Raw genomic sequence first — 25,070 nt, forward strand, 5'->3', positions numbered from 1 at the left:
GGGGCGTGCCGGAAACCGCAGTACCCGATGAGGCATGGTCGCCCGATGCCTCCGGACCCCGAACCGCCAACCCACCGTCCTATGTGGAGCTTGCGGGCTACACCGACTTCACACCCGTCGCCGCCGGCGGGGAAAGCACGGTCTATCGCGCGCTCCAGGTCGGCCTCGACCGCCCGGTCGCGGTGAAGATTCTGGCCGCCGGCCCGGACGGTGGGGAAGACCGGTCGGCCAGGTTCCAGCGGGAGCTCGAGATCACCGTGCGGCTCGGCCGCGCGCACCCGCACATCGTCTCCGTCCTCGACACGCGCGTCCTGCCCGACGGGCGGCCCTGCATTGTCATGGAGTACTTCGACGCCGGTTCACTGTACGACCAGCTGCGCGCCCGTGGCCCGCTGCCCGTCGCCGAGGTGATCGCGATCGGCGTGGTCATCTCCGACGCCCTCGCCTTCGCGCACGCCCAGGGTGTGCTGCACCGCGACGTCAAGCCGCAAAACATTCTCGTGCTGCCGACCTCCTACGTGCTGGCCGACTTCGGGCTCGCCCGCCGCGCCGACGCCGGTCACTCGGCCTCGATGGAGTTGTTCAGCTACCGGCACGCCGCGCCCCAGGTGCTCGACGGCGAGCTTCCGGACGCCGCCGACGACGTCTACTCCCTGGGGTCGACCCTGTTCACCCTGCTCGACGGGCGACCGCCGTTCGCCGCAGATGATCCCGACTCCGACAACCCGCTTGCGTATATCCGAAGGGTCCGCACCGCGCCTCCGAGAGAGATAAGCATAAGGGGGGTGCCGGACGGGCTCGCGGCGATCATCAGGCGATGCCTGGCCAAGCGGCGGGAGGAGCGTTTCCCCGACGCGACAAAGCTGCATGCCGCGCTGTCGGCCCTTGGGACCGAGGATCGCGCATGGGCACCCGATGCCGCGCCAACCGGCTCGAAGCCCGCCGTGCCACCGACCGAAGTGGCGCCCGCAGTGGTGGCGAAGGCCGCCGTGGTGCCACCGAACGAAGCGGCGCCCACAGTCGTGGCGAAGGCCGCCGTCGTGCCACCGACCGGACCATCACCGCAGCAGCCCGCGCCGTCCGAGCCGACGATGCCGGTGGAGTCGCTTGGCAGGAGCATGTGGTCGATCGAGTCGTCCCCGGAGGTGCTCTGGGTCGACCGTTCGTCAAATGCCGTGCTCGCCGGTGTGCGTCCTGAAGCCCCCGCCGAAACTCCCGCCGCCCCACCGGAGCCCCGCCGCCGCTCGGGCTGGCCGCGCCTGGTCATCCTCCTCGGGATCGCGGTGCTGCTGGGCGTTTTGGCGACGGTCACGATCGTGTGGGTGAGCGGGCTCAACACCGTCGCGCTGCCGGGCCCCAGCGCAACGCCCGCCACCGACGACCCCGGCCGCCCGGTCCCGTCGTTCAGCGGAGCCCTGTCACCGGAGAACTCCGGCCCGGCACGCGTCGACGATCCAGCCATCGCGCCGCAGATCACCCGGCTCACCGACCGGGGCACGTCCTTCGAGGTGACGTGGTCCGATCGCAGCGGCGGCAAGGCCGTGTTCGTCATCGTCGAGATCGTCGGCACCGAGGGCGTGCCGCTGACCCAGGTCGGCGCGGGCAAGACGAGCGCCATCGTGGACGGGATCGAACCGGGCAGACCCTACTGCCTTGCGGTGCTCGCTGTCACCGAGGCCAGTCAGGGCATCTCGCCCTTGAAGTGCACCGGCGTGCGCGGCAGCCGCCCGGCGCGCTGAGAGCGAAACAGCGGGCGCGGGTCGATGTACCAGAAAATCCTTCTATGCCACGGGATCGCGGTGCGGGCCGCGTGCTGCACTCGCCGCATGGCACGCCAGGCGACGTCACCGGGCACGGGGCCGGGCCCGAAGGCCGCGCGGTCGGCCTCGTCGGCGACCACCAACACGGCGTCCATCATCGGCACCGTGGCGGCCAGGCCCGCAGCGATCACCGGGGCGGGCTGCCCGCGCGCCGGTGACCGTCCTATCAGGAGCAACACGTCGAGCAGCTCGGCCCATGCTCCGGCCGCGCCGGCCCGTCGATGCCGGACAGTCCGCAACCGCCTCGCCAGTATCAGAGAACCCAATAGCAGCAAGGCGATCCCCACCGCAAGCAGTGGATAGCCGGGCGCCGCCGTCGCGGGCGAGGGCACACGCCGCTCCACCTGCTCGCCGCCCGCGGCCATCGGCGGTGCCGACGAGGGAGCCGCCGACGGGCGGATCGATTGCTGGAACAGCCGGTTGATGATTTCGAGTCTGGTCTCGCTTGGCGTGCTCGCGGCCGGCGTGGGATCGAAGGGGTACCAGCCGATTCCGCTGAAGTAGACCTCGGGCCAGGCGTGCGCGTCTCGCCCGTGCACCACCCTTGTGCCACCGTCGCCCGGGGTGCCCGGGGCGAAACCGACGACGATCCGCGTTGGCAGTCCGACCGCCCGCGCGAGCACCGCGAACGCCGACGCGAACTGCTCGGCGGTGCCCTCCTTCGCCCCCGCGACGGTCCCCGCCGTGCCGAACAGGAAGGTTTCCAGCCTCGCGTAGGAGGAGCCCGAAGGGGCGTCCGGGTCGTGGCGGCCGCTTTCCCGGATCGAGTACTCCAGGCTGACCGCCTTCTCGTAGGCGGTCTTCGCGCCGTCGGTGATGGTTTGCGCGTACGCCGTGAGCGTGGCCGGTGCGGAGGGCAGTTCCACATAGGACCGCATCTCCGCCCCCGACGGCACATCCGCCGCGGCGACCGCCTCTTCGGTTGGACCGTCCAGTCCCGACGTGACGCGATAGCTGAGCCCCGGCTGCAGCACCCCATCGCGCAGCGCCAGCGAGCCGGAGTCGCTGTCGAACTCCACATCGGACAGCGACACGGCCAGCGGACGGGCCGGGCCGGGCAGCCACGGGCCTTCCAACGCCCCGATGCTGACCGCGATGTCGGCCGTGCGCTGCCGGGGGTCGGAAACGGTGCCGATGCGCCGGTATCTGCCCTCCGCCGACCAGCTCGCCCCGGTGTAGTTGGTCAGCGCCACGAGACGCAGCCGTTCGTCCCGGCCGGAGGTGTAGCGCAGCAGTTCGACGTCGCCCTGCCGGTGCCACGCCGCGATTTTGGCCAGCGGGCTCGGCTGGCGCAGGTGCCTGCCCTCGGGTTCGACGAGGCGCCGGGGATCGAAGGCGTCCGCCATCGCGATTGGACCGATCAGGAGGGCCACACCCACGGCGGCAACGGTCGCCGGTGCGAGCCGCCGCAGCGACACCGCCGGATTGCGGCCTACCCATCCTGCCGCGGCGAGGAAGACCAGCGCCGCCGCCACAAAGCCTTTCGGGTCGGTACCTCCCGAGCCGAGCAGAGCCGCCCCGGTGTAAAGCGCCACGGCCCCAACGGGAGCTGCGATCAGTCCACTCGACACCGCGCGCAGCCCGACCCAAACCCCGGTCACGAACCCGAAAGTCGCGCCAGGCAGAAGCAGTCCGGGCTCGGGCGGCACCGGGCGCGGCGCGGCAAGCAACCTGGGCACGCCCCGCCGCAGCACGTCACCCGGGTCCAGTCCATTCCGGACACACATCACGTAGAACCCGACGGCCCCAAGCCCCACCACGGTGAACGTCACCGCCGGAGCGGGCAGCAGCCGGGCGCCCAATCCAATCAGGACAACGGGAAGCACAGCCGAGGCAATGATGAGCTCCCGGTCGACGGACCATGTCAGCGAGAGCTGCCACGCCCCAACGCCCACCAGCAGCGCGGCCCAGACTACCCGTGTCATACCTGCTCTTCCCAACCGCGCAACAACTCTTCGGCGTTCGCCCCGCGCACGACGGGGACCAGGCCATCGGACTCCGGCGGGCCCGAACACACGAGCAGCGCGATGACGGACGTCGCCTGGCCGGCCGCCAACCCCAGCTCACCCGCGTCTGACCCGGCCCCGCCGAGGATGACGAGCACATCGTGCGCGTCGGGCCGGTCGAAGACCAGGGTGCCCTCCGCCAGGACCGCATCACCGAGCAGGGCCAACGCCTCCTCCTCGTCGGCCTGCTCCGCCCAGATCACGCCGCTCGCGGTTCGTACCGCCACCGGGTGCCCTGCCGCACTCGCCGCCCCCGCGATCGAGGCCGCAGCATCGACCGCCTCCTCGAAATCGGCGGGCGAGGCATACGCCGAAGCGCGGTCGTCAAGCAGCAGCGTCACCCGGCCGCGCGACGGGTCGGCGTCCTCGCGCACCATGAGCCGGCCGACGCGGGCGCTTGTCGCCCAATGCAATCGGCGCAGATCATCGCCTGGAAGATAGTCGCGCATGCCGACGATGTCCGTGCCGCCGCGTGCTATCCGCTCGTCGCTGCCCGCGACCCAGCGTGTCGACCCGACCGGAATCCCGTGCAGCGGCAGCACCCGTGGCAGCACCCGCACCTTCACGACTCCGGCTTCCTCCCATTCGGCGCGGGTGAGACCCGCGATCCCGAGGCGGCGCAACTTCAACGGGCCCACGGTGATCGTGCCCCGGCGCGAGGTCGGCACATCGATCCGGCTTTCGGCAGACCCCCGCGGGCGCAGCGTCGTCGACAGCACGGGCACCTGCTCCCCGCCAACGGATTCGACCGCGTCCACCGTCACGGCGAACCGGCGTCCATTGTGGACCAGCTCCACCGCGTCGGTGCAGCGCCCAAACCGCTCGACCTGCAACGGCTCCACCGACCGGCGAGCGGTGACATCGACCCGGGCCGCCACTGACGCGAAGGCCGACAGCAGCAGCACCGCGAAGCCGGCGCCCACGGCGATGAGCCCCGGATAGCGCCACCACCAACCCAATCCGAGCGCGGTGGCGGCCAGCACCGCCACCGCAACACCCCGGGCGGTCGGGCGGATCATCGCACCGCAGGGCTCGGCACATCGACGGCGGCAAGCGCGTCCGTGATGACCCCGCCCGCGGTCTCACCGTCCAAAAGCGAGCGCCGGGTCAGCAACAGCCGATGCGCGAGCACCGGTTCCGCCAAGCGATGGACATCATTTGGTACCACATAATGTCTTCCTTGAGCCGCCGCGTACACCTGAAGGCAGCGCACGAATGCCCGCATGGCACGCGGGCTGGCACCGAGCCGCACCCGCTTGTCGGTGCGCGTGGCAACCCCGATCTCCCGGACATAGGCCAGCAGCGGCTCGGCGAAGTGCAACCCCGGAAGCAGCGCGACGAAATGCGCGACCTCGGCCGGGGTGGTGACGGCCGGTATCTCCTGCACCGCACCCGCCCGGTCGCCGGGGCGCATCACCGCGAGCTCGTCGGCCAGCTCCGGATAGCCCAGCGTCGTGCGGATCATGAAGCGGTCGAGTTGCGCCTCGGGCAGCCGATAGGTGCCCTCCAGGTCGATCGGGTTCTGCGTGGCGATGACCAGGAACGGGTCGGGCACCGCATGCGCGACCCCGTCGGCGGTCACCGTGTGCTCCTCCATCACCTCCAGCAGCGCGGACTGCGTCTTCGCCGCCGCCCGGTTGATCTCGTCGGCGAGCACGACGTTGGCGAAGACCGGCCCCGGGCGGAAGGCCACCTGCGATGTGCGCGCGTCGAACACCGTCGTGCCGGTGACGTCACTGGGCAGCAGGTCGGGCGTGAACTGGACGCGCCGCGACACTCCGCCCAGCGCCGCCGCGAGGGACCGTGCCAGCGTTGTCTTTCCGGTACCGGGCACGTCCTCGATGAGGACGTGCCCGCCGGCGAACAACGCCACCAGCACGAGGTCCACAATGGACCGTTTGCCGCGCACGGCGATCTCCAGCGCGTCACCGAGCCGGGTGTGCAGCTGCCGGAACGCGGCGACCTCGCGCTCGCCCACCACGTTCAAAACCTGGGTCTGCGTCGCAGCGGTCATGGAATCTCGCACCCCCGGCACGGCGGCCGCTCGATCGGCTCTCGGAACGCGTACACCTGCACCTCATTGGATCTCACACCGCCGGCCTGCATCCAGAACCGGTAGTTTCCGCCGCCGCCGCTCAGCGTGAATTCGAACGACGTCGCCCAGCACAACACCACCAGCGACCCGGTGGTCGGCCCGCTCCAGTTGAGCGTGCATGAGCCTTCGTAGGTCCGCCAGGCGAACGGCGGGTTGAACACCGCATGGACGGCCCAGTTGGGCGCCGCGGCCTCGTACATGTCGACAGCGTTGACGACGACCTCACCGGTAGCCGGCGATTGCGCGGGCGCGTTGTGCGTGTAGCCGCCCGTCGCAGCCGGGCCCTGCCCCTGCCCGTTGGCGGCCCTGACCTCGGCCTGCACCCGCATGCCGTGGCAGCGCGAGCCGCACCCGATCTCGACCGGATCGCTGCGCAGGGCGGTGAGGTTGTACCGCTGCGAGAAGCCGCGATCGGAGGTGAGGAGAAGTTCGAAGCCGGTGAGCGGGCTGCCGTTGTCGGGCGGCGACTGCCAGCTGGCCTCGACCCGCAGCGTCGTGCCGTACTCGAACTGCGCGCTGATCGACACGCCGGTCGGCGCACCCGGAACCCTCGGCCCGGCCGGCGCGGCGCTCGTCGGCGGCGGTTCCACACTCGGGCTGGGCGTCTCGCCACCGCCGCCACCACCCGTGGTGGTGGTGGTGTTTGTCGGGGTGCTGCGGGGCGGCTTGGTGGTGGGAACCTTGGGCGATGGCCGATTGTCCGGGTCGTTGACCGGCTGCGTGGCGTCGTGCGTCTCGGTCTGCGTGACCTTGCCGTCCTCGTTGACGACGTAGCCGACGTTGCCGCCGGACACGTGGATGAACAGCTTGCCGTCGTCGATGACGAGCTTCGGCTCACCCGCCGGGATCTGGATGTCGGGCGGGCGGTGCTCGCCGTCGCGGCCGAGCACGAGCACCTTGCGGGCGCCCGCGCACGCGACATAGACCCGTCCGCGGTACACGACCGGCTCACCCGGCTTCTGGCAGCCCATCTTGCCAACGTCGACCGTGATCGCCCGGCCGCGATGGAACAGCAGCACGGTCGCGGACTCCACAACGGACACAGGCACAAGGTCCGAAGGCGCCTCAGTCGCGGCATTTATTGTTCCTGGTACCTTGCCGACCTCCACGACGGTGTCGTCCCCGGTGCCCACGCGCACCGCGACCCCTCGCTCGGGCGCGAAAAGCGTGATCCCCTCATCGTGGGACACGAGCCGGGAGCGCAGGTCGGCGCCGTCGACGCGCACCGACGAGGTCGTCTCCACCAGGCGTTCGGTGTCTTGGGACCAGGCCAGGGTGTGCAGCTGGCCGTCGCCGCGCAGCGCCCACAGCTTGCCCTTGCCGTCCATCGCGGCGTCGGCGAGCAGGCCGCCGGCCATCCAGCCCGCGCCGATCGGGCGTGCGCTGACCGGGTCGAGCCGCACCACCGTGCCGCGCACCCGGTCCACAACGTACAGCTCTTTGGCGTTGAGCAGGACCTCGATCGCTCCACCGCCGTTGCCGAACCAGCGCCCGCCGGTGATGAGCGTGGACACGTTGATGACCGTGACCGACCCGTTGGTGGCGTCGGTGACCACGAGCAGGCCATCGCGCTGGGCAAGGGAGATGTCATGGTTGACGGGAGCCACCTTCAGCCGGTTTTCCTGCTGGCCCGTGGCCGGGTTCACCTGCACCGCCTCGCCGCGCTGGTTGTCGCCCAGCCAGGTCAGGCCGTCCGATGTGGACAGCAGGGTGGGCGCGATGCCGGAGGCGAACAGGGCGGCCGCGACCAGCCCGGCCACCAGAATCACCAGGATAACCTCGGTGGCGCCGCGCGACCCGAACAGCCTGCGGCCCTTACGGAGTGACAGATTCACGGCGAGCTCCCTCCCGCGCCCCGCAAAACCTCCCGGCCCGATCCCCCCATCGGCCCGGCCGTAGCACAGGGCAGCATAGCCGAAAATCGAAAAGCATCATGAAGCCCGTCCAGGGTATGACTCCCATGCTGGTTATTCGGCGCGGTCGTCGGACCGGATGGCCACAGAAGGTCTCGATTTGAATAAGATCGGTGGCACCCGCCACGCCGGAATTGCCACGCCACGGCGCAGCCCCACAGCGAGCGGGTCGAATTGCCGGGCACGCCCGAAACGCCAGCAGCTCAGCACTTCGACACGCTCTGTCCGAAATAGACGGCTAGGGCCCGCACGATGGCGCCCCACGCCTCAGACCCGGATCCAGCCTGCATCGAGATCACTGGATGCTATTCCTCATGCCGCGCCGCCTTCGAGACATGGCTCGGGCGATCGAGCCCACCCGGGCACGTCTGCCAGGTAGGCTCGACCGCGATTGTCAGTGCGCCGCAGCAGTCGGCCGAGCGTCGCCGCCCTTGTCCTCCTCAGCCGAATCGCCCGGCTCAACGGCCGGCGCAACACCGGCTACGGCCGGCAGCGTGGCACGCTCCTCACCCACGTCGCCAGCCCCCTCGGCCTCCGCCTCGCTTTCCTCTTCCCCTTCGCTTTCCTCGTCTTCTTCCTCTTCGCCCTCGTCCTCGTCGGCTTCGGCCTTGGAGTCCTTCACCGTTCCGGAGGCGCCGGCACCGGTCCAGCTAAACTCGATCTCGATCGACGTCTTGGAGCCACTGCTCTCGATCTCCAGTTCACAGTGGACCTCGTCGCCGACGGTGACCGCGCCGGCTGCACCAAACATGACCTTGCCGTCCAACTCCAACTGGCCGGCCATCTGCCGCAGCCACGCGGCCAGATCTGCCCGCGAGACCGTACGCTCATCCTCGAAGATTTCCATGCGGAGCATGCTCGCACACGGGGGCGATAGTCCGCTTTGGACGGTACGTCGTGGTGGGCCCGTATCGACGAGTCAGCGCGCGACCCCCGGGCGGCTGCAGTGGCGCCGCCCGGGTGGCGAGGTGCTTCACCACACTATGTAGGTGAAGCGGTACCTGTAGTGGGTGCCGTGGTAACCCTCGTAAACCCGTTCGATGTAGCCTTGGCCGGCATCATTGGGGGAGACCCACGTTTCGCCGATCTTCCACCCGTCGTTCTCCCAGAACTCGACGAGGAAGGGCGCGTCGAAGGTGCCGCCGAACGGGAGGTCCCACCAGTCACCGCCGTCGAGGTTGCCGCGGCTGCCGACCCAGCGGCCGTTGATGTACATCTGGACTTCGTCGGAGAACGTCTCAGCCTCGTCGTCGCAGTTGAGCCGGATGAGGTCATAGGAGCGGGTGTCATTGACGGTGACATCCGCGCTCGCGGCCGTGGGCGCCAGCGTGACCAGCAATCCCACAATCATGGCCAGCGCTATCCCCGTTTTTGGCAGCAGTCGCTTGCGCATCGTACCTCCGGATGCGAGAAGGGCCAGAACTCCGGCAAGCATAGACGGACGTCTACGGAAAGGCCTCCTCCGTAAGTCTTAGAAATTTACGTGGATCGATCACGGGCCGGGGCGCCGACGACGGTGACAGCAGGCCGGCTGGCGACGGGCCAGGCGGACTATCGCTTGAGGCCGAGGTGATCCGTTGGACATTCTTGCCGGCCGACCGAGCCGGCCGCGAAGAAGACATCGGTGGCGGCCGCCACTATCCAAGACGTGCGCTGCCCGATCCCGCGAGGTAGTGCTCGACGCGCATTCGCATCGAGCGATCCATGGCGAGGTCGGACAGCTCGCCTGGTGCGATCCATCGGACTTCACGCGACTCGTGACTGGGCGTCGGCACCCCCGAGAGCGGTTTGGCGACGAACACGACCGAAAACTCTTGGCGCACTTCGCCGTTGCTCGTGTAGAGGATGACGTGACGCGGATCGGTGTAGATGCCGGAGAGTCCAGTGATCTCGACGTGGACGCCGGTTTCCTCCAAGGTCTCGCGCACAGCGGCAGCGGGCAGGGATTCGCCGAGATCCATCGCGCCGCCCGGCAATGCCCAGTTGTCGTTGTCCGCACGGCGGATCATCAGGATCTCGCCCGAGTCGTTGACCACCAGCACATTCGCGGAGGGCGGTACCGGACGGCGGCCGATGCCACGGTGCCGCACCGGCGGATAAGAACTAGGGCAAGTGCGTCACCATCTCGTGAGCACCCGTCCGCTAGAGTCGCGGAGGCTTCAGTGCAGCCATCCCTTCGGCGCGATGACTATTCACGGATTGGTGACAATGGCAGAGTCGGCACAGCATGACGGCTGGAACGATGCGCTCAAGCAAGGTTTCGCGATCCTGCTCGGTCGGCGGCTGGAGCAGTTTCCGCAAGCCACGTATGCCGCGTACTACGACTGCGACGACTTGGCCATCGAGCTGTTCAAGAAGGGCTTCGATCTGGCTCCGCTGGCCCGTGGTGAGATCGTCCGGGCACCCTTCGAGACGATTCCCGAGCTGGGAAAGCTGCTGCAGGGCTGGGATCTCGACACTCCATATTGGAGCATCGACCTCGGCGAGTCCGTCTTCGAGGCCTGCATGATGGAAGGCGGCGCACAACATGGGGTGCCCGAACTCGACTCCCCGATCCGGGGCCAGGATCTGGGCAGGATCCTCCTCGAGCGTGGCCTGACGCCTCAAGAGGTCTACCGGGCGTGTCCAGACATCCAGTTGCGGGCACACACCGACGGGTCATTGTTCGACGCCATGCGGTTTGTCACCGGTACCCACCGTGGCCCTGACCACCTGCGGCCATGCGAGCCGGACTGGGGCGTCGACCCATCCTGGGAGGAGAAGCTCGCCGCCGTGGAGCATCCTGGATTGCGCGACGCACTGCGGGACATCTGCCGCACCGAGGACGGCGCCCGTAGCGGCGGTGCCTACTACCGCGGCGCCGACGACCCGCACTTCGGCGGGCCTCGCCAAGTGGTCGCCAGCTGGCGGATCGGGGAGGGCCAGGCGTTCAAAACGGTGGTCCAGCTGCCATGACCCGACTTGCGGCTACGGGTTTGAAACGTACCGCACCCGGGCCGCAAGCCACCGGTTCCGTCCGGGCTCTGACCCCTGCAGAACGACCCACGAGGTCTACCGGCTCGCCGACAAGACGCGCCGCAAGGTCCTCAACCAAACCTTCTTCGTGAAAACGTTCGTCGACATGGACGCAGGCGGACCATACATCGCCACCGACGAATGCACCGAATCCGTCGAGCGTCTACACAACCGGGACCGGTGTGACCCTTCGCCGGCGTATCGCGATGGCGTGACCTCCCTCAATGCGGCGTCGTTCTGCAAAACGATTCGCATTGCCGTTCTGTCACGCGAGCCGTCGTGTCCGGCCGGCTGACGTCGTCACACAAGGCCATCAGCGCGCCCCGGACGTCTACCAGCTGGCCACCACTAATGCATATGAATCCGGTGCAGAACCTCTTGCACCACTAACCCGCGGGTGGCTGGTGCCAGGGCGCGGCGGTGAAGTTGAGCCGCGCCTTGTCGGCGAACCGCTGCCGGGTGACGCTTGGCAACTCGGCCGCGTTAAGCAGGCCCGCCAGCACCTCGAACACAGCGTTCGCGTCGGACTTGCCCAAGTCCAGCCGGAATGAGCCGGGCTGGCCGATCTCGTCGAGGAAGTCGTCGCACTTGCGCTGATACGGGAAGAGGGTAAAAGGCACCCCGGCCATGTAGGCGAAGATCGCTCCGTGCAGGCGCATGTGGACGCCGAGGTCGCACTCCTTCATCTCCTGCCATATCCGGGCGACCCCGTCCCGCTCGGTCACCTCCCGCACGCCGCAGCGGTCCGTCAGCGCCGACCGAAGCCGGTGGCTCGCGTCGATGTCGCCGTGTTGCGGGTGGGTGTTGAACACGAAGATGGTGACGTCGATCGGCTCCTTCTCGGCGAGCATTCGGACTCCGTCTGTCAGTGCGCGCTCGCGCCGCAGGACCTCCTCCTCGCTCGCCTCGTAGTCCACCCCGAGCAGGGTCACCCCCAACCGCGGTCGCTGGTTGCGCGAAACCCTTGGCGCGCAAAGGTCTTCACCCAGCGCCTCGGGCAGCAGCCCGGCCAGGTCGGCGGCGACGGTGAGCGAGCCGGGGTAGCCCATGGCGCGCAACGCCTCCGCCGACGCACTGTCACGGACCGCGACGTAGGGGATGCGGCGCAGCACCTCGACGAGGCGCCGTTCGGACGCCGCCGACACGAAGGGCCCGACCGAGACCCCGACCGCCGCGACCGGGTGACCCGTCATCCGCGCGTGCCATGAGAACAGGCGCTTCTCGCTCAGCGGACCCATCTCCCGGAAGACCGATCCGCCACCATAGACAACCATCGATGACCTTCGAAGCAGGGCAGCCTTCTGCGACAGGTTTCCGGCACGCGAGACCAGCCCGTTGGACCTGTACCACCTTGGGTCCAGGGGGGTCCGGTCCACCGGCAGGTCGACCAGCGGCGGCGCCGCGAAGACGGGTGCCGTGGCGCCCCAGTACCGGCCCAGCGCCCAGTTCATCACCAGGCAGAACGAGTTGTCGCCGGCGTTGTCCATGCCGTAGTAGCCGATCACGAGCGGCCGGCCGGCTTCATCACTCATCGGACAGACCCTTCCTCAAGCGCTGCTGGATCATTCCCCATGATGGGAGCCTGGCGCCGGAGACAACGTACTTCTTGACCGCTGTCCAAAATAGGACCAGCAGGGCGACCTCTGCCGCGACGGTGGAGGCTGCGGCTCCGAGTAGTCCGTAGCGCGGGGTCGCGATCGCCAGGCTCGCCAGATAGACCAGGGCTCCGACGCCCTGATAGGCCACCTTGCGCCGCAACTGGCGGCCGCTCGTCAGCAACGACGCCACGCTCGCCGCACCGAAGCGCAGCGGGATCGCCACGGCCAGTATCAGCAGGATCGGGACGCTGTCGCTGTACTGCTCGCCGAACAGCCGCGGGATCCCCACGGCACCGCCCACTGCCACCAGCACGGCGATCACGCAGCCAGCAATCACCATCCCGGTGGTGCCCACCCGGTACGCCAAAAGAATCATGTCCCGGTCGTTGCGCGCCCAGCGGTGCAGCTTGGCGAGGAAGTATTGCTGGTACACCACACGCGGAATGAGATAGACCGCCATGAGGATCGACATCGGCACGGAGAACAAGGCCGCCTCCCTGGTCCCCAGGAACTCGCCGGCCACCACCGTTCCGAGGTACATCCCGACGAGATAGAAGAGGCTGCCGAGCATGAATGGGTTGGCGCTGCTGAACAGGCGGGCGTAGCGGGGCGGCGCAGCCGGGGGCGGCGGGCCGGCCGGGTGACCCTCCAGCCTCACCCGCCCAAGCCAATAGGGAACGAGCATCGGCACCGAGAGGGTCAGGGTGACCACGGCGATGAGCGCATAGCCCAGCGCGGTGTGGAGCACGGTCAGGCCGAGGGCGCCGGTCACCACGACCACGGCGATGCGGCCCAGGTGCGGCGCGAGTTGCAGGGCCGCCACCGCCTTGTACGCGCCACGCAGCTGCAACGCCGACATTGCCAGCGCGATGAAGGCCTGCGCCGCCACCACCGGAACCAGCAGGAACTTCAGACCGGCGTCGATCGGGTACACGGGGTCGGCCAGGCCCCATAGCAGCATGACAATCATGACTACGGCGGTGGCGCCCATCACGACGCCGATCGAGCGCCGCACCCAGCGGAACGCCTTGGGCCCCTCCCGCCCGAACCGCTGCAGCCACAGCTCGTTCACCCCGTACACGGCGAGCGGGGCGGTCAGCGAGACGAACCCCAGGACGGTCATGAGGGAGCCGAAGTCGTGCTGTGAAAGGGATCGAGCCAGCACCACCTGCGTGGCGAAGGCGGCGATGGTGACCGCGATCTGGCTCAGCCCCAGGAGGCTCAGGTTGACCACGGCGAGCCGGACGCTTCGCTGTAACCGGCCTGTTCGTACCGTCGCCGCCGGCGCCCGCGTGGTGGCCGCGCGATCAGCCGCCAAGGCGCACCAGCCACTTGCCCAGTTCCCCCGCGGCCCGCAACATCTTGATCCTGGCGTTGCCGCCCGGGACCCGGGTGGGCCGGTAAAGATCGATCAAGTGAAACCAGATGCCGATGCCGTGCAGCCGGCGTTGGCGTGTGATGTTGCCGTCGTGCCAGTGGTACCGGACGATCGGCTCGGCCAGCCGCCGGGGGTGGATGCCGGCACGCAAGCCGCGCAGCATCAGGTCGATGTCCTCGAACAGCCGCAGGTTCTCGTCGTAGCCACCCATGCTCAGCAGCAGGTCTCGCTGTATCGTCATCCCCGAGTGCTTGAACGGCAGGCGCGGGCGGGTCATGACGCCGCGCAGCATGCTCTGCGGCGATCTGTACTCCGGTAGCCGGATCAGCCGGCTGACCTCCTCTCCCATCTCCTGATAGTCGGCGTAGACCCACAACGAACTCGTGGCGATGAGGAAGTCGTGCAGGAGAAGCAGCGCGTCGGAGGCAAGCTCGTCATCGGAGTCGAGGACGGTGATGAAGGTACCTTTGGCCACCTTGAGCGCATGGTTGCGGGCCGGCGAGATCCCGTACTGTTCCTGGCGGAACACCCGGACCCGAAGGTCGGCCGAGTAGGGGTGCGCCGCCAGCACTTCGGTGACCGGGATGGCCGATCCATCGTCGACGATGACCAGCTCGAAGTCGCGGAACGAATTAGCCAGGACGCTGGCAACGGCCTTCTTCAACAGCTCGGGCCGGTCGCGCACCACGATGCACACCGAGAAGAACGGGAGCGCCAGATCCGGATTGACAAGCGGCAAGACGGAGGTCTCCGCCTGACTCCGGTCAATCCTCTCGTGAGAGCCGGTCCTCTGGCGAGGTACCTCGAAATCCGGGACAGAGGTGTGCGGCGCTCCCGCCATTGTCCGCCGAATCCCAACCTGCCGAGAAACCGGGTAATAGCCGAGGATCAGCATGTGGCAGAACAGGAACAGCCACATGAAGTACGGATAGGAGGCGGGTTTCTGCGTGAGCCCGCAGATCAGCAGCACAAGATAGAGGGTGGCCAATGCCAACCTGCCGCGGGCGGAGACCATGCGACGAGTGAACCTGTACAGGATGACAAGCATCGCCGCGGTGAGGACGACACCGGTCGCCCCCCACACCACAGCGACCCGGGCGAGATCGTTGTGCATGTCCCAGGGCTCGTAGCCAAAGCCGAAAAGCCATATGTCCCACGAGGACTTGCCGAACGCGCGGATGGTGTCGATCCACACCGCACCGCGCCCGTTGAGGAAGCGATCCGAGCCGACATCCCAGGAGCCGACGGCCGCGAACATCACCTTGATGCGCGAGGCGAGATGATCGCCTATCACCACCACGGTGACGAGCGTGAGGGCACCCACCCCCGCGACCGACCCGATCACCGCCTTCCTGTTGAGTCGCCGCTGTCCGCGCAGGGCCAGCAGCCGGCGCCCCTCGAACAACGCGATCGTCATTGTCACGCAGATGATGGAGAGGCGGTGCGTGGAGATCACCGTGGTGCCGAACAGGACGGTGATCAGCGCATAGTGCTTGACGGCACCGAGGCGTAGCCGGTCGTAGCCCACGTAGAGCATGAAGACGCAGAAGATGAGCAGCCGGCCCAGCGACATCGGGTGGTGATAGCCGCCGGACGGCCGTCCCATGTAGACACCGGGCATGATGAAGAAGAACGTATACCTGACTATGCCCAGGACCTGGAGCCAGGCGATGACGCAGTGGATCAGAGCCGCGCCGACGACCGCTAGCACGGTGTAGCGCAGCAGGTGGTCGGCGATCGCCTTGCCATACCGCACCATCACGCCGATCAGCGCAAGCGGCGCGAAGCTCACGACCAGCCGCAGCGCCTCACGTGCCACTCCGGTCGCCGGTGGGACGAACGGCCCGAACACCACCGTCCTGTGGTGCCTGAACACCTCCAGCAGCCCGTCGCGGCTTGAAATCGCCAGGTAACTGATCACCGAGAGCAGCAGCATGATCGCGATCGCGGCGAAGACGAGGAAAAGCGCCCAGGGAAGCCGTTCCGCGTCAAGCAAACCGGTCACCAGGGCTGTCACCATGAACGCCCCGCCGATCATCGTCAGGATGGTGCCGAAGTCGACCGCGTTTGCGCCCGGGTTCGCCCCTAGGATGTCAAGCAAGGGCTTCGCCGCGAGAATTGCCAGGCTAGCGATGACCGACCAAAAGGTGATGCCACGGATCGACTCCGACTGCGCCGGGTGGTCCGATGCGGACAGAGATGGTCTCAGCTGCTTGAGTCGCAGGGCGAGGAGTGGAAGCTTCGTCATCTACGTGAGCCCAACCAGTAGACCCAATAAATCGGGCACACCACGGAAAGCGATGCGAGGATGCTAATCAGTAACGGTCGGCTTGAGCGCCCGACCGCATGTCACAGCCACCCATCGGCCTCCCCAGTCCAAGCATCGCGGCACACAATGCCGGCAGCGAGCGATCTACTTCGACTTTCCATATCGGATGATCTGCATTGGACGATCAGCCGAAATCTCAGCGACTGTACAACAGTCGGACCCCGTTAGAGGCACCCTGGGCAGTTTGTCACACAGTTGTTATCACGCAAGGCTTTCACCGGCCATCGTGAGGCTTGCCAAGACGGCCGCCGGTCAGCGAAGCTGGCCCCCGTGCGTTCGACCCCGATCAGTGTGATCGTCGCCGCCTACAACGAGGCCGCCGTCATCGGTCGCTGCCTGGACTCACTGCTCGCCGGGGCGGATCCGGGCGATCTGGAGATCATCGTGGTCGCCAACGGATGCACCGACGAGACCGCCGCGATCGCCTCCGCCCGGCCGCAGGTGAAGGTGATCGAGTTGCCGGTGGCGGGAAAGGCGTCCGCCCTCAACGCGGGCGACGCGGTCGCCTCCGGATTCCCGCGCATATACCTGGACTCCGATGTCGTCCTCACCCCCGGCGCAGCCCTTGACCTCGCCCGTGCCCTGACACCGGCCGACGGCGCGCCGGCGCCGCTGGCCGTCACCCCCCGCCGCGAACTCAACGTCAAGGGCCGGTCCGTTATCGTGCGCGGCTTCTACGCGATCAACTCCCGGCTCCCGATCTTCAAGGACGCGCTCTTCGGCCGCGGTGTGATCGCCGTGTCATCGGCGGGCCGCGAGCGGTTCGGCGCCTTCCCTGAGCAGATGGCAGATGACCTCTTCCTCGACTCCAGGTTCACCTCGGCGGAGAAGCGGGAGGTGAAGACCGTAGTGTCGCATGTGGAGACCCCCATGCGGGCCCGTGATCTCCTGCGAGTCCAGACCCGCGTGCGGGCCGGCAACGCTCGCCTGCGCGCCATCGACGCCAGCACGCGCCCGCCCGCCCGGTCCTCATGGCTCAAAGATGTGCTGCTTCCCAGGCCGTGGCTGCTTCCGGCCGCCGTGGCCTACCTGGCTGTGACCCTCATTGCCGCACACAAAGCCAAGCGCGCTGAGAACAATCACTGGGAGCGCGACGAGTCGACCCGCATCGGCTAGTAAACCACCGGTTAGGCGAGAGTCATATCCGCAAGGTGTTGCGGGGCGATCCTTTCGGATCGCCCCGCAACTCTCTCTAACGGACGCTGGAGAATTCCACTCGCGACAGGATGTCGTCGGTATCGAGAGGATTCAGCGAGTACCCGTTCCACTGCGCCGGGTCGGTCAGATCCCGCAACGGGTCGACGGAGATGAACCGACCTGTGGTGGGGTCGTACTCCCGCTCACCGAGGTGGATAAGGCCGCTGTCGTCGGCGATCCCGCCGGTATAACCCCGGGCACCCTTCCATCCGGTGGCCACGGGGCCACGCACCTGACCGTACGGCATGCTGCGCTGCCGCATGATGGCCAGGCTGCTCGGGTCGATCTGGGCGATGGCGGTGCCGTTGTGGTCGGCGAAAATCCACCGCAGCCCAGCGCTGTCCCGGACCGCGATGCCTTCGTAGTACCGGGTGCCCGTCGGGTTGGCAGTGCCGGTCTTCACCAGCTCGGTGCCGTCGGGCAGGTACAGGATCTTCTTGTTGGGGCTGCTGGCGATGAGCCGTTTGCCGTTGGTGTCGTAGATGTAGGTGGTGGTGACACCGCCTTGCGTTACTGTGCCGAGCCGGCCTTCGGCATCCCAAGTGATCGTCTGGGCGACGCCGTTCGGGGTGGTCCGGCTGGTGGTGTTTCCGGCCGCGTCGTAGCTGAAGGTGCGGGTCGGACCGGCCTTGGGACCGACGCCCGTGATCGTCTTGACCTGGTGCGGGGCAACCGCACCGGCGGCGCCGACAGTGTCGGTCCACGTGGTGTCCCCGGACGGGTCCTTGTCGGTCTCGCTGAGCCGGTTACCCAGTGCGTCGCGGCTCCATTGCCGCCAGTACGGGTCGGGCCCGCCACGCTGAGGTGTGGTGCACGCACCAGGTACCTGCGACCAGGCCTCATTCAGTCGCTGCAGGCTGTCATAGCGGAAGCACTCCTGCTGCTCGGGCACGGCGTTGGTGGTGCTGCGAATCGACGTGACCTTGCCGGCCGAATCGTAGAGGTACTGGTCGTTGGCCAACCTCGAGTTTCCGTAGTCGCCCGGGACACCGGGCGTTTCGGTGTTGAGGTAGATGCTCGATAGGCGGCGGCCCGGCGCAGCGTAGTTGGCCTGGACACGGACGTGCATGCCCGCACCGCCCAGGAACCGGTTGTAGGCCAGCCCGTCGAAGAAATAGATGGTGTTATCCAGGTAAATCCCCTGGGCGGCGTTGGTGGTCAGACCTTTTGGCAGGCCGGTGATCGAGTTGTACGTCTTCGTCACCGTCTCCTGTGGCAGGCCGCCGACACCCGGGAAGGTCTGGGTGTTCAGGTCACCGTTGATGTTGTAGTTGTAGTTTGTGGTATAGGTCAGCGTCGCTCCACCCGCACCGAACCCGGGCACCGTGTAGGTGGTCGACAGCGGCCGATAGCCGTCGTCGTAGCCCGTGATGGTCTGGATGTAGCTCTGCCCGCCCTCATACCGGGTGGCCGAGACCAGCTTGCCTCGCGCAGCGCCGTCATACGTCCACGACGCCCGCAGGTTGCCGGTGGGCGAGTCCTCCCGAAGGTGAGTGGTCCGGCCCAGACCGTCGTAGGTGTAGTGGAGAGACTCTCCTCGACCGTCCACTGTGGACAGAACCTGGCCGGCCGCGTCGTAGGTGATGGTCGAGGTACCGGCGTCCGGGTCCACGGTCCGAGTCCTACGGCCCAGCAGGTCGTAGGTGTAGGTCCAGGTGTTGTTCGCGGTGTCCTTGACCTGGGTCAGCTGACCAAGCCGGTCGTAGCCGTAGGTTGTCGTCGCCACGACAGGACCCGCCGGGGTGCCACCGGAGTGCTGGCGCAGTTCTGTCACCAGACCATGCACATCCTTGATGGTGGTCGTGGCGGTGCCGCCGGACGGCGGGGTGACAGTGACCTTCTTCTCACCGTCGTAATCGGTGACGGTCTGCCACAGCTGGCTGGCCGTGGTTCCGTCGCCGGCCCATTCCTGCTCGTTGGTGACCCGGCCCATGTTGTCGTACACATAGCGGGTCTGCTTCTTGGCGTCCCGGTCGTTGACCCCGCGCAATATCCCCGACGGGTCCTCGGCCCCGTACACCATGGTGGTCTTCTCGACCCGGCCGATGCCGTTGTAGACGGTATCTTCGATCTTGGAACCGCCGGTGGTCGCGGACAGCGTCTGCTTCTGCCGCGGCCGCAGCAGGCCGTCGAAGATCTCGAACGATTGCAGCTGCGCCCCGTTGGGCATCAACGTCTTGGTCGTCACGGTCGCCGGCGCGCCGAGGTTGTAGATGTACTCGAGATCGGGAACCACACCGGTGGTCCCGCCATTGGCCCGGTTGTTCTGCCACATCTTGGTCAACCGGCCCTGGCCGTTGTACGAGGCCAGAATCACCTTGCCGTTGACGTCGATCACCGCGGTCGGCCGGCCGTTGCGGACGTCGAGGTTGATCGCCGTGTCCCAGCGCTGGCCGTTGGCCGACGGGCCGGTGACGGTCAACTTGGTGACCGGGCCGCCGGTGGCCGGGGTGTAGGCCGTGCTGACCTGCCGGTCCAGGGCGTCGTAGGATTCCCTGATCCGGCCGTAGGTGTCAAACGTCGACCGCCCCCGCTGCTGGAAGTCACCGGCCACCAACGGGTAGGCCGTGACCTCATCCGCGACCTGCTCGAGCGTCACCAGGCCACGAGTCGGCTCCGCCCCGTACGCCATGCCGTCGTAATGGGTCCGCGACGCCTTCAGCACGGATGCGGCGGTGAGCGTGGCGGCGCAGTTGGTGACCCACTCCTGCTTCTTCAGACCGATCAGCCACTTGGTCGTGTTGGCCGTGGCGTACTCGGTGTGGGTGCACGTGTTGTCGGCGGTGACAGCGGTGTCACCCTCATTGATCACCTTGATCGGCAAACCGTAGGTGCCCTCGTAGTCGGTGAACACCCTGGTTTCCGAGCGCACTCCACCGGACATCGTGGTGACCCGCCGCGTCTCGGCTTCCCGGACGCGGACTGTGAAGACGGGCGGGTTCGGCGAGGCCATGTTCAGTGTGCCGGTGAGCGCCACACCGTAGACGTGCCACTGCGCCGACACCCAGTTCGACCGGTCCGCGTTGATCGGCCCGTCGAAAACCCTGACCCGGGCCGTCCGGCCGGTCAGCGAATCCTTGTCCTGCCGGGAGCTGTTGACATCGTCAATGACATTGACCTGCCGAGTCCCGGCGCCGCTGGCTTTGGTCCAGTCACCGTGCAGCCCACGGTAGTACAGGGTTTCGGTGACCTCCTTGGGGCCGGTGCCGTCGTAGTCGGAACGGGTGGTGATGACCATCGGATACCCGGCCCAGCGCGACCACGTCCGCCACGGCGTCGGGGTGTGCCACGCCTGGTCGTGCTTCCACATCGTGGTGGTCGACGACCCTATCGTGCTGTAGTCGTAGTGCCAGCGCTCCGACTGGCCGCCCGCCACGTGGTCGATGACATCGACGTCGGTGACAACATACTTGTGCCACCACGACAACAACCCGTTGATGTTCTGCGCGTAGCAGCGCTTCGGGTTGAAGTCGACCTCGGTCGGCAGCGTGGAGGCGGTGCAGTCGTGACCCGAGTAGGTCACCTGAGTCATCGCGCCGGTCCCGTTGTCGATCTGCGTGAGCCGGTAGTGCTTCATCTCCGGCTTGCCCGCACCGTAGTCGACCCGGTTGGCCATGTCCGTGCCACCGGTGTACATCGGGTTGACGAAGCCGGGGCGGATCACCGAGTCCAGCCACAATGACGGCGACGTGCCGTCGGAGTGGGCCGGGAAGGTGTACCCGAACTCCCACCGGTTCACCATGCCAAACGTCCCCGATCCCGGCTGGTACACCTGGGTCTCGATGGCGCTTAGCCGGTAGGGGGTGAAGAACACCGGTGTCACCTGCGCACAGGTGGTGGCGCTCACGGCGCAGAACTGGTCCCACGGAGTGTCCGGCCAGTTCACCCAGTTGGCGGGAACGGACGAATTGCAAACCGCGTCGGCGCCAAGGCAGCGGTTGAGCGCGTCGAACTGGACCCGGCCGGTGTGAACGCTGCCGGCGACCTGGTTCGCGCCGTAGAGCGCTGCGACCAGCCGGCTTCCGTGGTCATACTGGTACACGGTGACGCCGTTGTTCCCGCCGTAGCTGGCACGGTCGCGGTACCACTGGTACTCGATCACGTTGTCATGCACATCCACGATCTTGTCCAGGTTCCACCGGTAGGGCATCTGGCAGCTCGAGGCCGCGAACCCACTGGCGTTGTAGCAAGGCTCGCCGACGTTGTTGCCGAACACCTGGACGACCAGGGGGCCGCCGTACCGGCCGTTCGGGTCGCCGCCGTTGTTCGGACCGCCGGCCCGCCGGGACCCGAAGAAGTACTGAGTACCGTCCCGGGTGGTCACCTTGAAGGCCTCGCCCTCACGGACACCGTTGTCGACTCCGGTCAGTCGCTCGACCTTCCAACCCGCAGAGTCGTCCTCGGCCTTCCACCCGGTGTCCGCGGCGACGATGCGGGTCGTTTTTCCGTTGAGGGACAGCGTCAGCGGCGAGACAGCCATCCAGCACAGGTCGCCGCCGGTGTAGGAGATGCCGTCGTAGCGGCACAGCCGATAGTCCCGCTGGACGAAACCGGGGTGGTAGTCCCAGCCCTCCCCGGCCCAGGAGGCCTGGGTGTTCTTCGAACTGGTCAACCCATCGACGCGGGCCGAGGAGTAGGTCAGGGCGACCTCCGGCTCCAGTCCGCCAGGCGCGGGCGGCACGTCGACCGGCACCTTGTAGGTGAAGTCACCGGCCACCGATCCAGCCGACCAACCGTTGTCGTCCGCGTACGGGGTCGCCGCCCAGTCGCTGTTCTGCGCCAGCGGGAAGGCCGACCAGTCGCCGGTGCCCGACGACGTGCCGGCCACCACGGCCAGCACGATCTGCGCGCCCGCGTTGATCCCGGCATCAACCCCCATCCCCGGCGAGGAATTGGGGAAGGCCGGCGAGCCGAGGTCGACGGTGCTCGACACCCGGTCGGTAGCGGTGGTGTTGGTGGCGGACGGCGGCGGCGCCTGCTTGCGGCAGGCGGGGTCCGAGGGGGTCGTCACCGAGCACGCCGGCATCGCGACCAGCCGCAGCCGGTCGCCGAAGTCGGCGCCGAAGGCCCGCGCGAACGCGCTGTAGTTCACGGACACCTGCAACCAGGACGATGGGGGGAGCGTCGAACTCGGCTGCAGCGACAGCATCACGCCGCGCAAACCCAGCGCCTGCGACGCCGTCTGGGCGTAGGTGGAAACGGTCAGCGTGGTCGAGTAGGCGGCTTGGACGCCGAGCGGCATCCTTTTCATGGCCCGCTCCTCCATCTCCTCCTCGCTGAGGGCGGAAGAGCTGGGCGCCGTCACCGTGATGGGCAGCCCGCCAGGCGAAACCGTGCTGGCGATGCCCACGCCACCGTCCATAAGCGACGACGGCGCGCCGCTCGTCACGTCAACTACGGCCGAACCGGCAACCGGCCACACCGGCGCCGCGGGCGCCGTCCACTGTGGCAGGTTCGTCGTATCCGGCGCCTGATAAGGCAATGGCGACGTAGAGACAGGTTGTTCCGCCGGCCCGCCGTCGACAGCCATCGCGGCAGAGGGAGGGAGACCCACCGCAAAGCCCGCTGCCAACACGGAAACCACACCGGCGTTTAACCAGGCACGTCTACGCGCTAACGCACCAGCACGTTTTCGCACAGATCCTCCCCAGGATCGATGGATGGGAATCCCCAAGACGGTGATGAGGTTAAGGCAAAACCCACCGCGCCGCTCAGTCAGTACACCGGACCGGAAAAGCCGGGCGCCGACCGACCAATCCCGACAGTGACGATCACTGTCCACGTTGGACCGGACATCGGTATAAACGTCCGCTCGACGCGGCCGCGATACCCCCCGGGCGGTCACCGACAGTGATTGATCACAATTGGATAACAGCGAATACGGACCGAAAAAGCTTGCGCCCCAAGGCCGACCGGCGACTGCATGCGACAGGTAAATAACTGAGAGTGATCGGATACGGCGGAAGTGCTGAGAGTCGCCCATGCGCGGATCCGCGAACTGGTGCAAGCGTATGCCGTGCAGGTGCCCGAAGACCAAGGAGCAACCCTGGAAAGTCGCGGGCAAGGCCAGGCAGCCGTGTCGCCGAGCGGATCAGGAGCAGCTGTAGCCTTCGAAACTCTCGTCACGGGCGGTCCGGCCACCCGGCACACTCATGGTCACCACCCATTGCACGGTGCCCACGTTCGGCGAAGAGGAGGAACCCACCGAGATGGTAGTGGAGCCGCTGTACGAGGTGCCGCCGCCGGAAAGCGAGAAGCCCTGCATCGAGCCGGACAGGCCGGCCTGTCCCTGCGGGGCGAGACCCGGCGGGGGATCGCTGACCGTGACATTGACCAGTATTCGGACGCGCCACTGGCCGCCCTCGGCTGTGCAGCTGGTGCTGCCCGTGCCGGACAGCTGCGTGCCGTAGGTGCGCGTCTGGGTCGGTACCGGATCCGGCCCCGGCCCCTGTGTGGTCGGTGGCGGGTTGGGGATCTCGGGATTGGCCGGCGGTTTTGCACTGGTCCCCGGGATGACCTCCGGCGCCCCGCTCGGCAGGCCACCCTCGCCGACGGTCGGGCTGCCGGGCCCTCCCGTTGTCCCGCTGCCAGTGCGCGTCGGGTTGTGGGTGCCGCCTGGCCGCGAACCGGCAGCATCGGGGAGTAGCTTCCCGTCATCGTCACCGCCGAACGCCATCCAGGAGACGACCGAGACGACAAGCATGACGGACAGTCCTACCGCGACTGGCAGCGGCCACCTGGCTTTCCGGTTGACCCGGCGGATCGGCCGGGTCGCGAGATGCCGGATTCGCGGGCGCCCCGGCCGCACCACCCCGGTGTCCTGGGTCTCGTGGTGCTGCAGAAGTTGTGCGTCGTCCGCGTGGCCGCCGTCATCGTCCTCGTCGTCACGGAGGCGGTGCATGCCCGCCCGCGAACTGCGTTCGCCCGGATGCGACTCGGCTCCGTAAGCCTCGCCGACCGCCTGACCCTGCTCGGCGCCGTAGTGCTGCGGGAATTCGTCAGGCTCAGCCACGCCGGGGACCTGACCGGCCTCATAGGACATCGGTGCCGCATACTGTTGTTCATATGCTTCGTCGACATCGGGGACCCGGCCGACGTCATAGGGCGCCGGGACCACGTATGGTTCCGAGGGTCCGGGCTCGTCCTCGGGCCCATAGATTTGCTCGATGTCACGCGGCGCCTTGCGCTCATGCTCCTGATCGGCCTGAGCAGGGTCGTATGCGGCCCTGGACTCCAAGCGCCACAATACTTCCACCCAGTACTTCACCTCGCGGTCGTTGGTGCCGATGGAACGCACCAACGCGACGACCAGCTGCTGGGGTGGCAAGGCATCATTGCTCAGCGCCGTTGCGACGATCTGCTCTGGCAGCACATAGCCCTTGGCCGCGGCCAGCTCCTCGATCTCGGATAGTGACAGCCCGGACTGTTCGACCAAAGCACCGAGTAGAGCAACGAATTCGGTAGCCGTGCGCGCAGTGGCCGGGTCGGGTCGGCCGTCATCGCCCTCTAACCCGTAGAGTGCGCGCTCGTCATTTAGGCCCAAGGCTTCCTCCCCCCGAGCATCTGCTCGCGAGGAGAATACAGCCCGTCCGGCTCACCACCAACCCCGGTCGGCTGAAATGCCTGTGCCAGCAACGACGCCCGGAACGTCGGCTGTCCAAAATGGATAAGGTGGTACCCAAGAATTCCCCTGCGTAAATGTCGCAGTCACCCGGAGTG

At 67.5% G+C, this 25,070-nt stretch carries 17 protein-coding genes; 5 read left to right on the top strand and 12 right to left on the bottom strand.

What is annotated here, in order from left to right; translation table 11 throughout:
- Positions 1–5: 5 nt before the first annotated feature.
- The gene (locus tag DM816_RS06320; RefSeq protein ID WP_162907170.1) at positions 6–1,739 is read left to right on the top strand and encodes a serine/threonine-protein kinase; all 1,734 of its coding nucleotides are present in this window, start codon (positions 6–8) and stop codon (positions 1,737–1,739) included.
- On the opposite strand, the gene DM816_RS06325 is transcribed toward DM816_RS06320, so the two are convergent.
- From DM816_RS06325 to DM816_RS06355, 7 genes are all read right to left on the bottom strand, one after another.
- The gene (locus tag DM816_RS06325) at positions 1,682–3,745 is read right to left on the bottom strand and encodes a transglutaminase TgpA family protein (RefSeq protein ID WP_117209196.1); all 2,064 of its coding nucleotides are present in this window, start codon (positions 3,743–3,745) and stop codon (positions 1,682–1,684) included. The two genes, DM816_RS06320 and DM816_RS06325, sit on opposite strands and share 58 nt — an antisense overlap.
- Positions 3,742–4,845, bottom strand: coding sequence for a DUF58 domain-containing protein (locus DM816_RS06330; RefSeq protein ID WP_117209197.1), 1,104 nt, complete (start codon positions 4,843–4,845; stop codon positions 3,742–3,744). Before DM816_RS06330 ends, DM816_RS06325 begins: the two co-directional genes overlap by 4 nt.
- Entirely contained in the window at positions 4,842–5,840 is a 999-nt protein-coding gene (locus DM816_RS06335) for an AAA family ATPase (RefSeq protein ID WP_117209198.1), read from the bottom strand. Before DM816_RS06335 ends, DM816_RS06330 begins: the two co-directional genes overlap by 4 nt.
- Positions 5,837–7,756, bottom strand: a complete 1,920-nt coding sequence (locus DM816_RS06340; protein ID WP_117209199.1) for a fibronectin type III domain-containing protein — start codon at positions 7,754–7,756, stop codon at positions 5,837–5,839. Before DM816_RS06340 ends, DM816_RS06335 begins: the two co-directional genes overlap by 4 nt.
- Positions 7,757–8,228: 472 nt before the next feature.
- On the bottom strand, positions 8,229–8,681 hold the full coding sequence (locus DM816_RS06345) for an amphi-Trp domain-containing protein (RefSeq protein ID WP_162907171.1): 453 nt from the start codon (positions 8,679–8,681) through the stop codon (positions 8,229–8,231).
- A 126-nt stretch (positions 8,682–8,807) separates the two neighbouring features.
- Complete coding sequence (locus DM816_RS06350) at positions 8,808–9,227, bottom strand: hypothetical protein (protein ID WP_117209201.1); 420 nt, start codon at positions 9,225–9,227, stop codon at positions 8,808–8,810.
- A gap of 244 nt (positions 9,228–9,471) precedes the next feature.
- Positions 9,472–9,924 (bottom strand): NUDIX domain-containing protein, encoded by a 453-nt coding sequence (locus tag DM816_RS06355; protein ID WP_117209202.1) that lies wholly within the window; start codon positions 9,922–9,924, stop codon positions 9,472–9,474.
- 118 nt (positions 9,925–10,042) lie between these two features.
- Here DM816_RS06355 and DM816_RS06360 point away from each other — a divergent pair, with 118 nt between their 5' ends.
- On the top strand, positions 10,043–10,789 hold the full coding sequence (locus DM816_RS06360; protein WP_117209203.1) for a hypothetical protein: 747 nt from the start codon (positions 10,043–10,045) through the stop codon (positions 10,787–10,789).
- A gap of 148 nt (positions 10,790–10,937) precedes the next feature.
- Positions 10,938–11,144: a hypothetical protein gene (locus DM816_RS06365; protein ID WP_117209204.1), complete on the top strand. Its 207-nt coding sequence runs from the start codon at positions 10,938–10,940 to the stop codon at positions 11,142–11,144.
- 91 nt (positions 11,145–11,235) lie between these two features.
- Here the strand turns inward: DM816_RS06365 and DM816_RS06370 are convergent, their stop codons facing one another.
- The 3 genes from DM816_RS06370 to DM816_RS06380 are packed head-to-tail and all read right to left on the bottom strand — an operon-like array spanning position 11,236 to position 16,073.
- Entirely contained in the window at positions 11,236–12,381 is a 1,146-nt protein-coding gene (locus DM816_RS06370) for a polysaccharide pyruvyl transferase family protein (RefSeq protein WP_117209205.1), read from the bottom strand.
- Positions 12,374–13,765 (bottom strand): oligosaccharide flippase family protein, encoded by a 1,392-nt coding sequence (locus DM816_RS06375; RefSeq protein ID WP_117209206.1) that lies wholly within the window; start codon positions 13,763–13,765, stop codon positions 12,374–12,376. Before DM816_RS06375 ends, DM816_RS06370 begins: the two co-directional genes overlap by 8 nt.
- Entirely contained in the window at positions 13,755–16,073 is a 2,319-nt protein-coding gene (locus DM816_RS06380; protein WP_117209207.1) for a glycosyltransferase, read from the bottom strand. Before DM816_RS06380 ends, DM816_RS06375 begins: the two co-directional genes overlap by 11 nt.
- A gap of 351 nt (positions 16,074–16,424) precedes the next feature.
- On the opposite strand from DM816_RS06380, the gene DM816_RS06385 reads away from it, so the two are divergent.
- A complete protein-coding gene (locus DM816_RS06385) occupies positions 16,425–17,270 on the top strand; it encodes a glycosyltransferase family 2 protein (protein ID WP_246001646.1) in 846 nt (281 codons plus the stop codon).
- Positions 17,271–17,346: 76 nt separating this feature from the next.
- On the opposite strand, the gene DM816_RS06390 is transcribed toward DM816_RS06385, so the two are convergent.
- Complete coding sequence (locus DM816_RS06390; RefSeq protein ID WP_162907172.1) at positions 17,347–22,602, bottom strand: RHS repeat domain-containing protein; 5,256 nt, start codon at positions 22,600–22,602, stop codon at positions 17,347–17,349.
- Here DM816_RS06390 and DM816_RS42255 point away from each other — a divergent pair.
- Positions 22,601–22,825 (top strand): hypothetical protein, encoded by a 225-nt coding sequence (locus DM816_RS42255; protein ID WP_162907173.1) that lies wholly within the window; start codon positions 22,601–22,603, stop codon positions 22,823–22,825. The genes DM816_RS06390 and DM816_RS42255 overlap by 2 nt on opposite strands.
- Before the next feature lie 617 nt (positions 22,826–23,442).
- Here the strand turns inward: DM816_RS42255 and DM816_RS06395 are convergent.
- A complete protein-coding gene (locus tag DM816_RS06395; RefSeq protein ID WP_117209209.1) occupies positions 23,443–24,786 on the bottom strand; it encodes a hypothetical protein in 1,344 nt (447 codons plus the stop codon).
- Between the last annotated feature and the right edge of the window lie 284 nt (positions 24,787–25,070).

The organism is Allorhizocola rhizosphaerae (assembly GCF_003426775.1).
In the GTDB taxonomy this organism is placed as follows: Bacteria; Actinomycetota; Actinomycetes; order Mycobacteriales; family Micromonosporaceae; genus Allorhizocola; species Allorhizocola rhizosphaerae.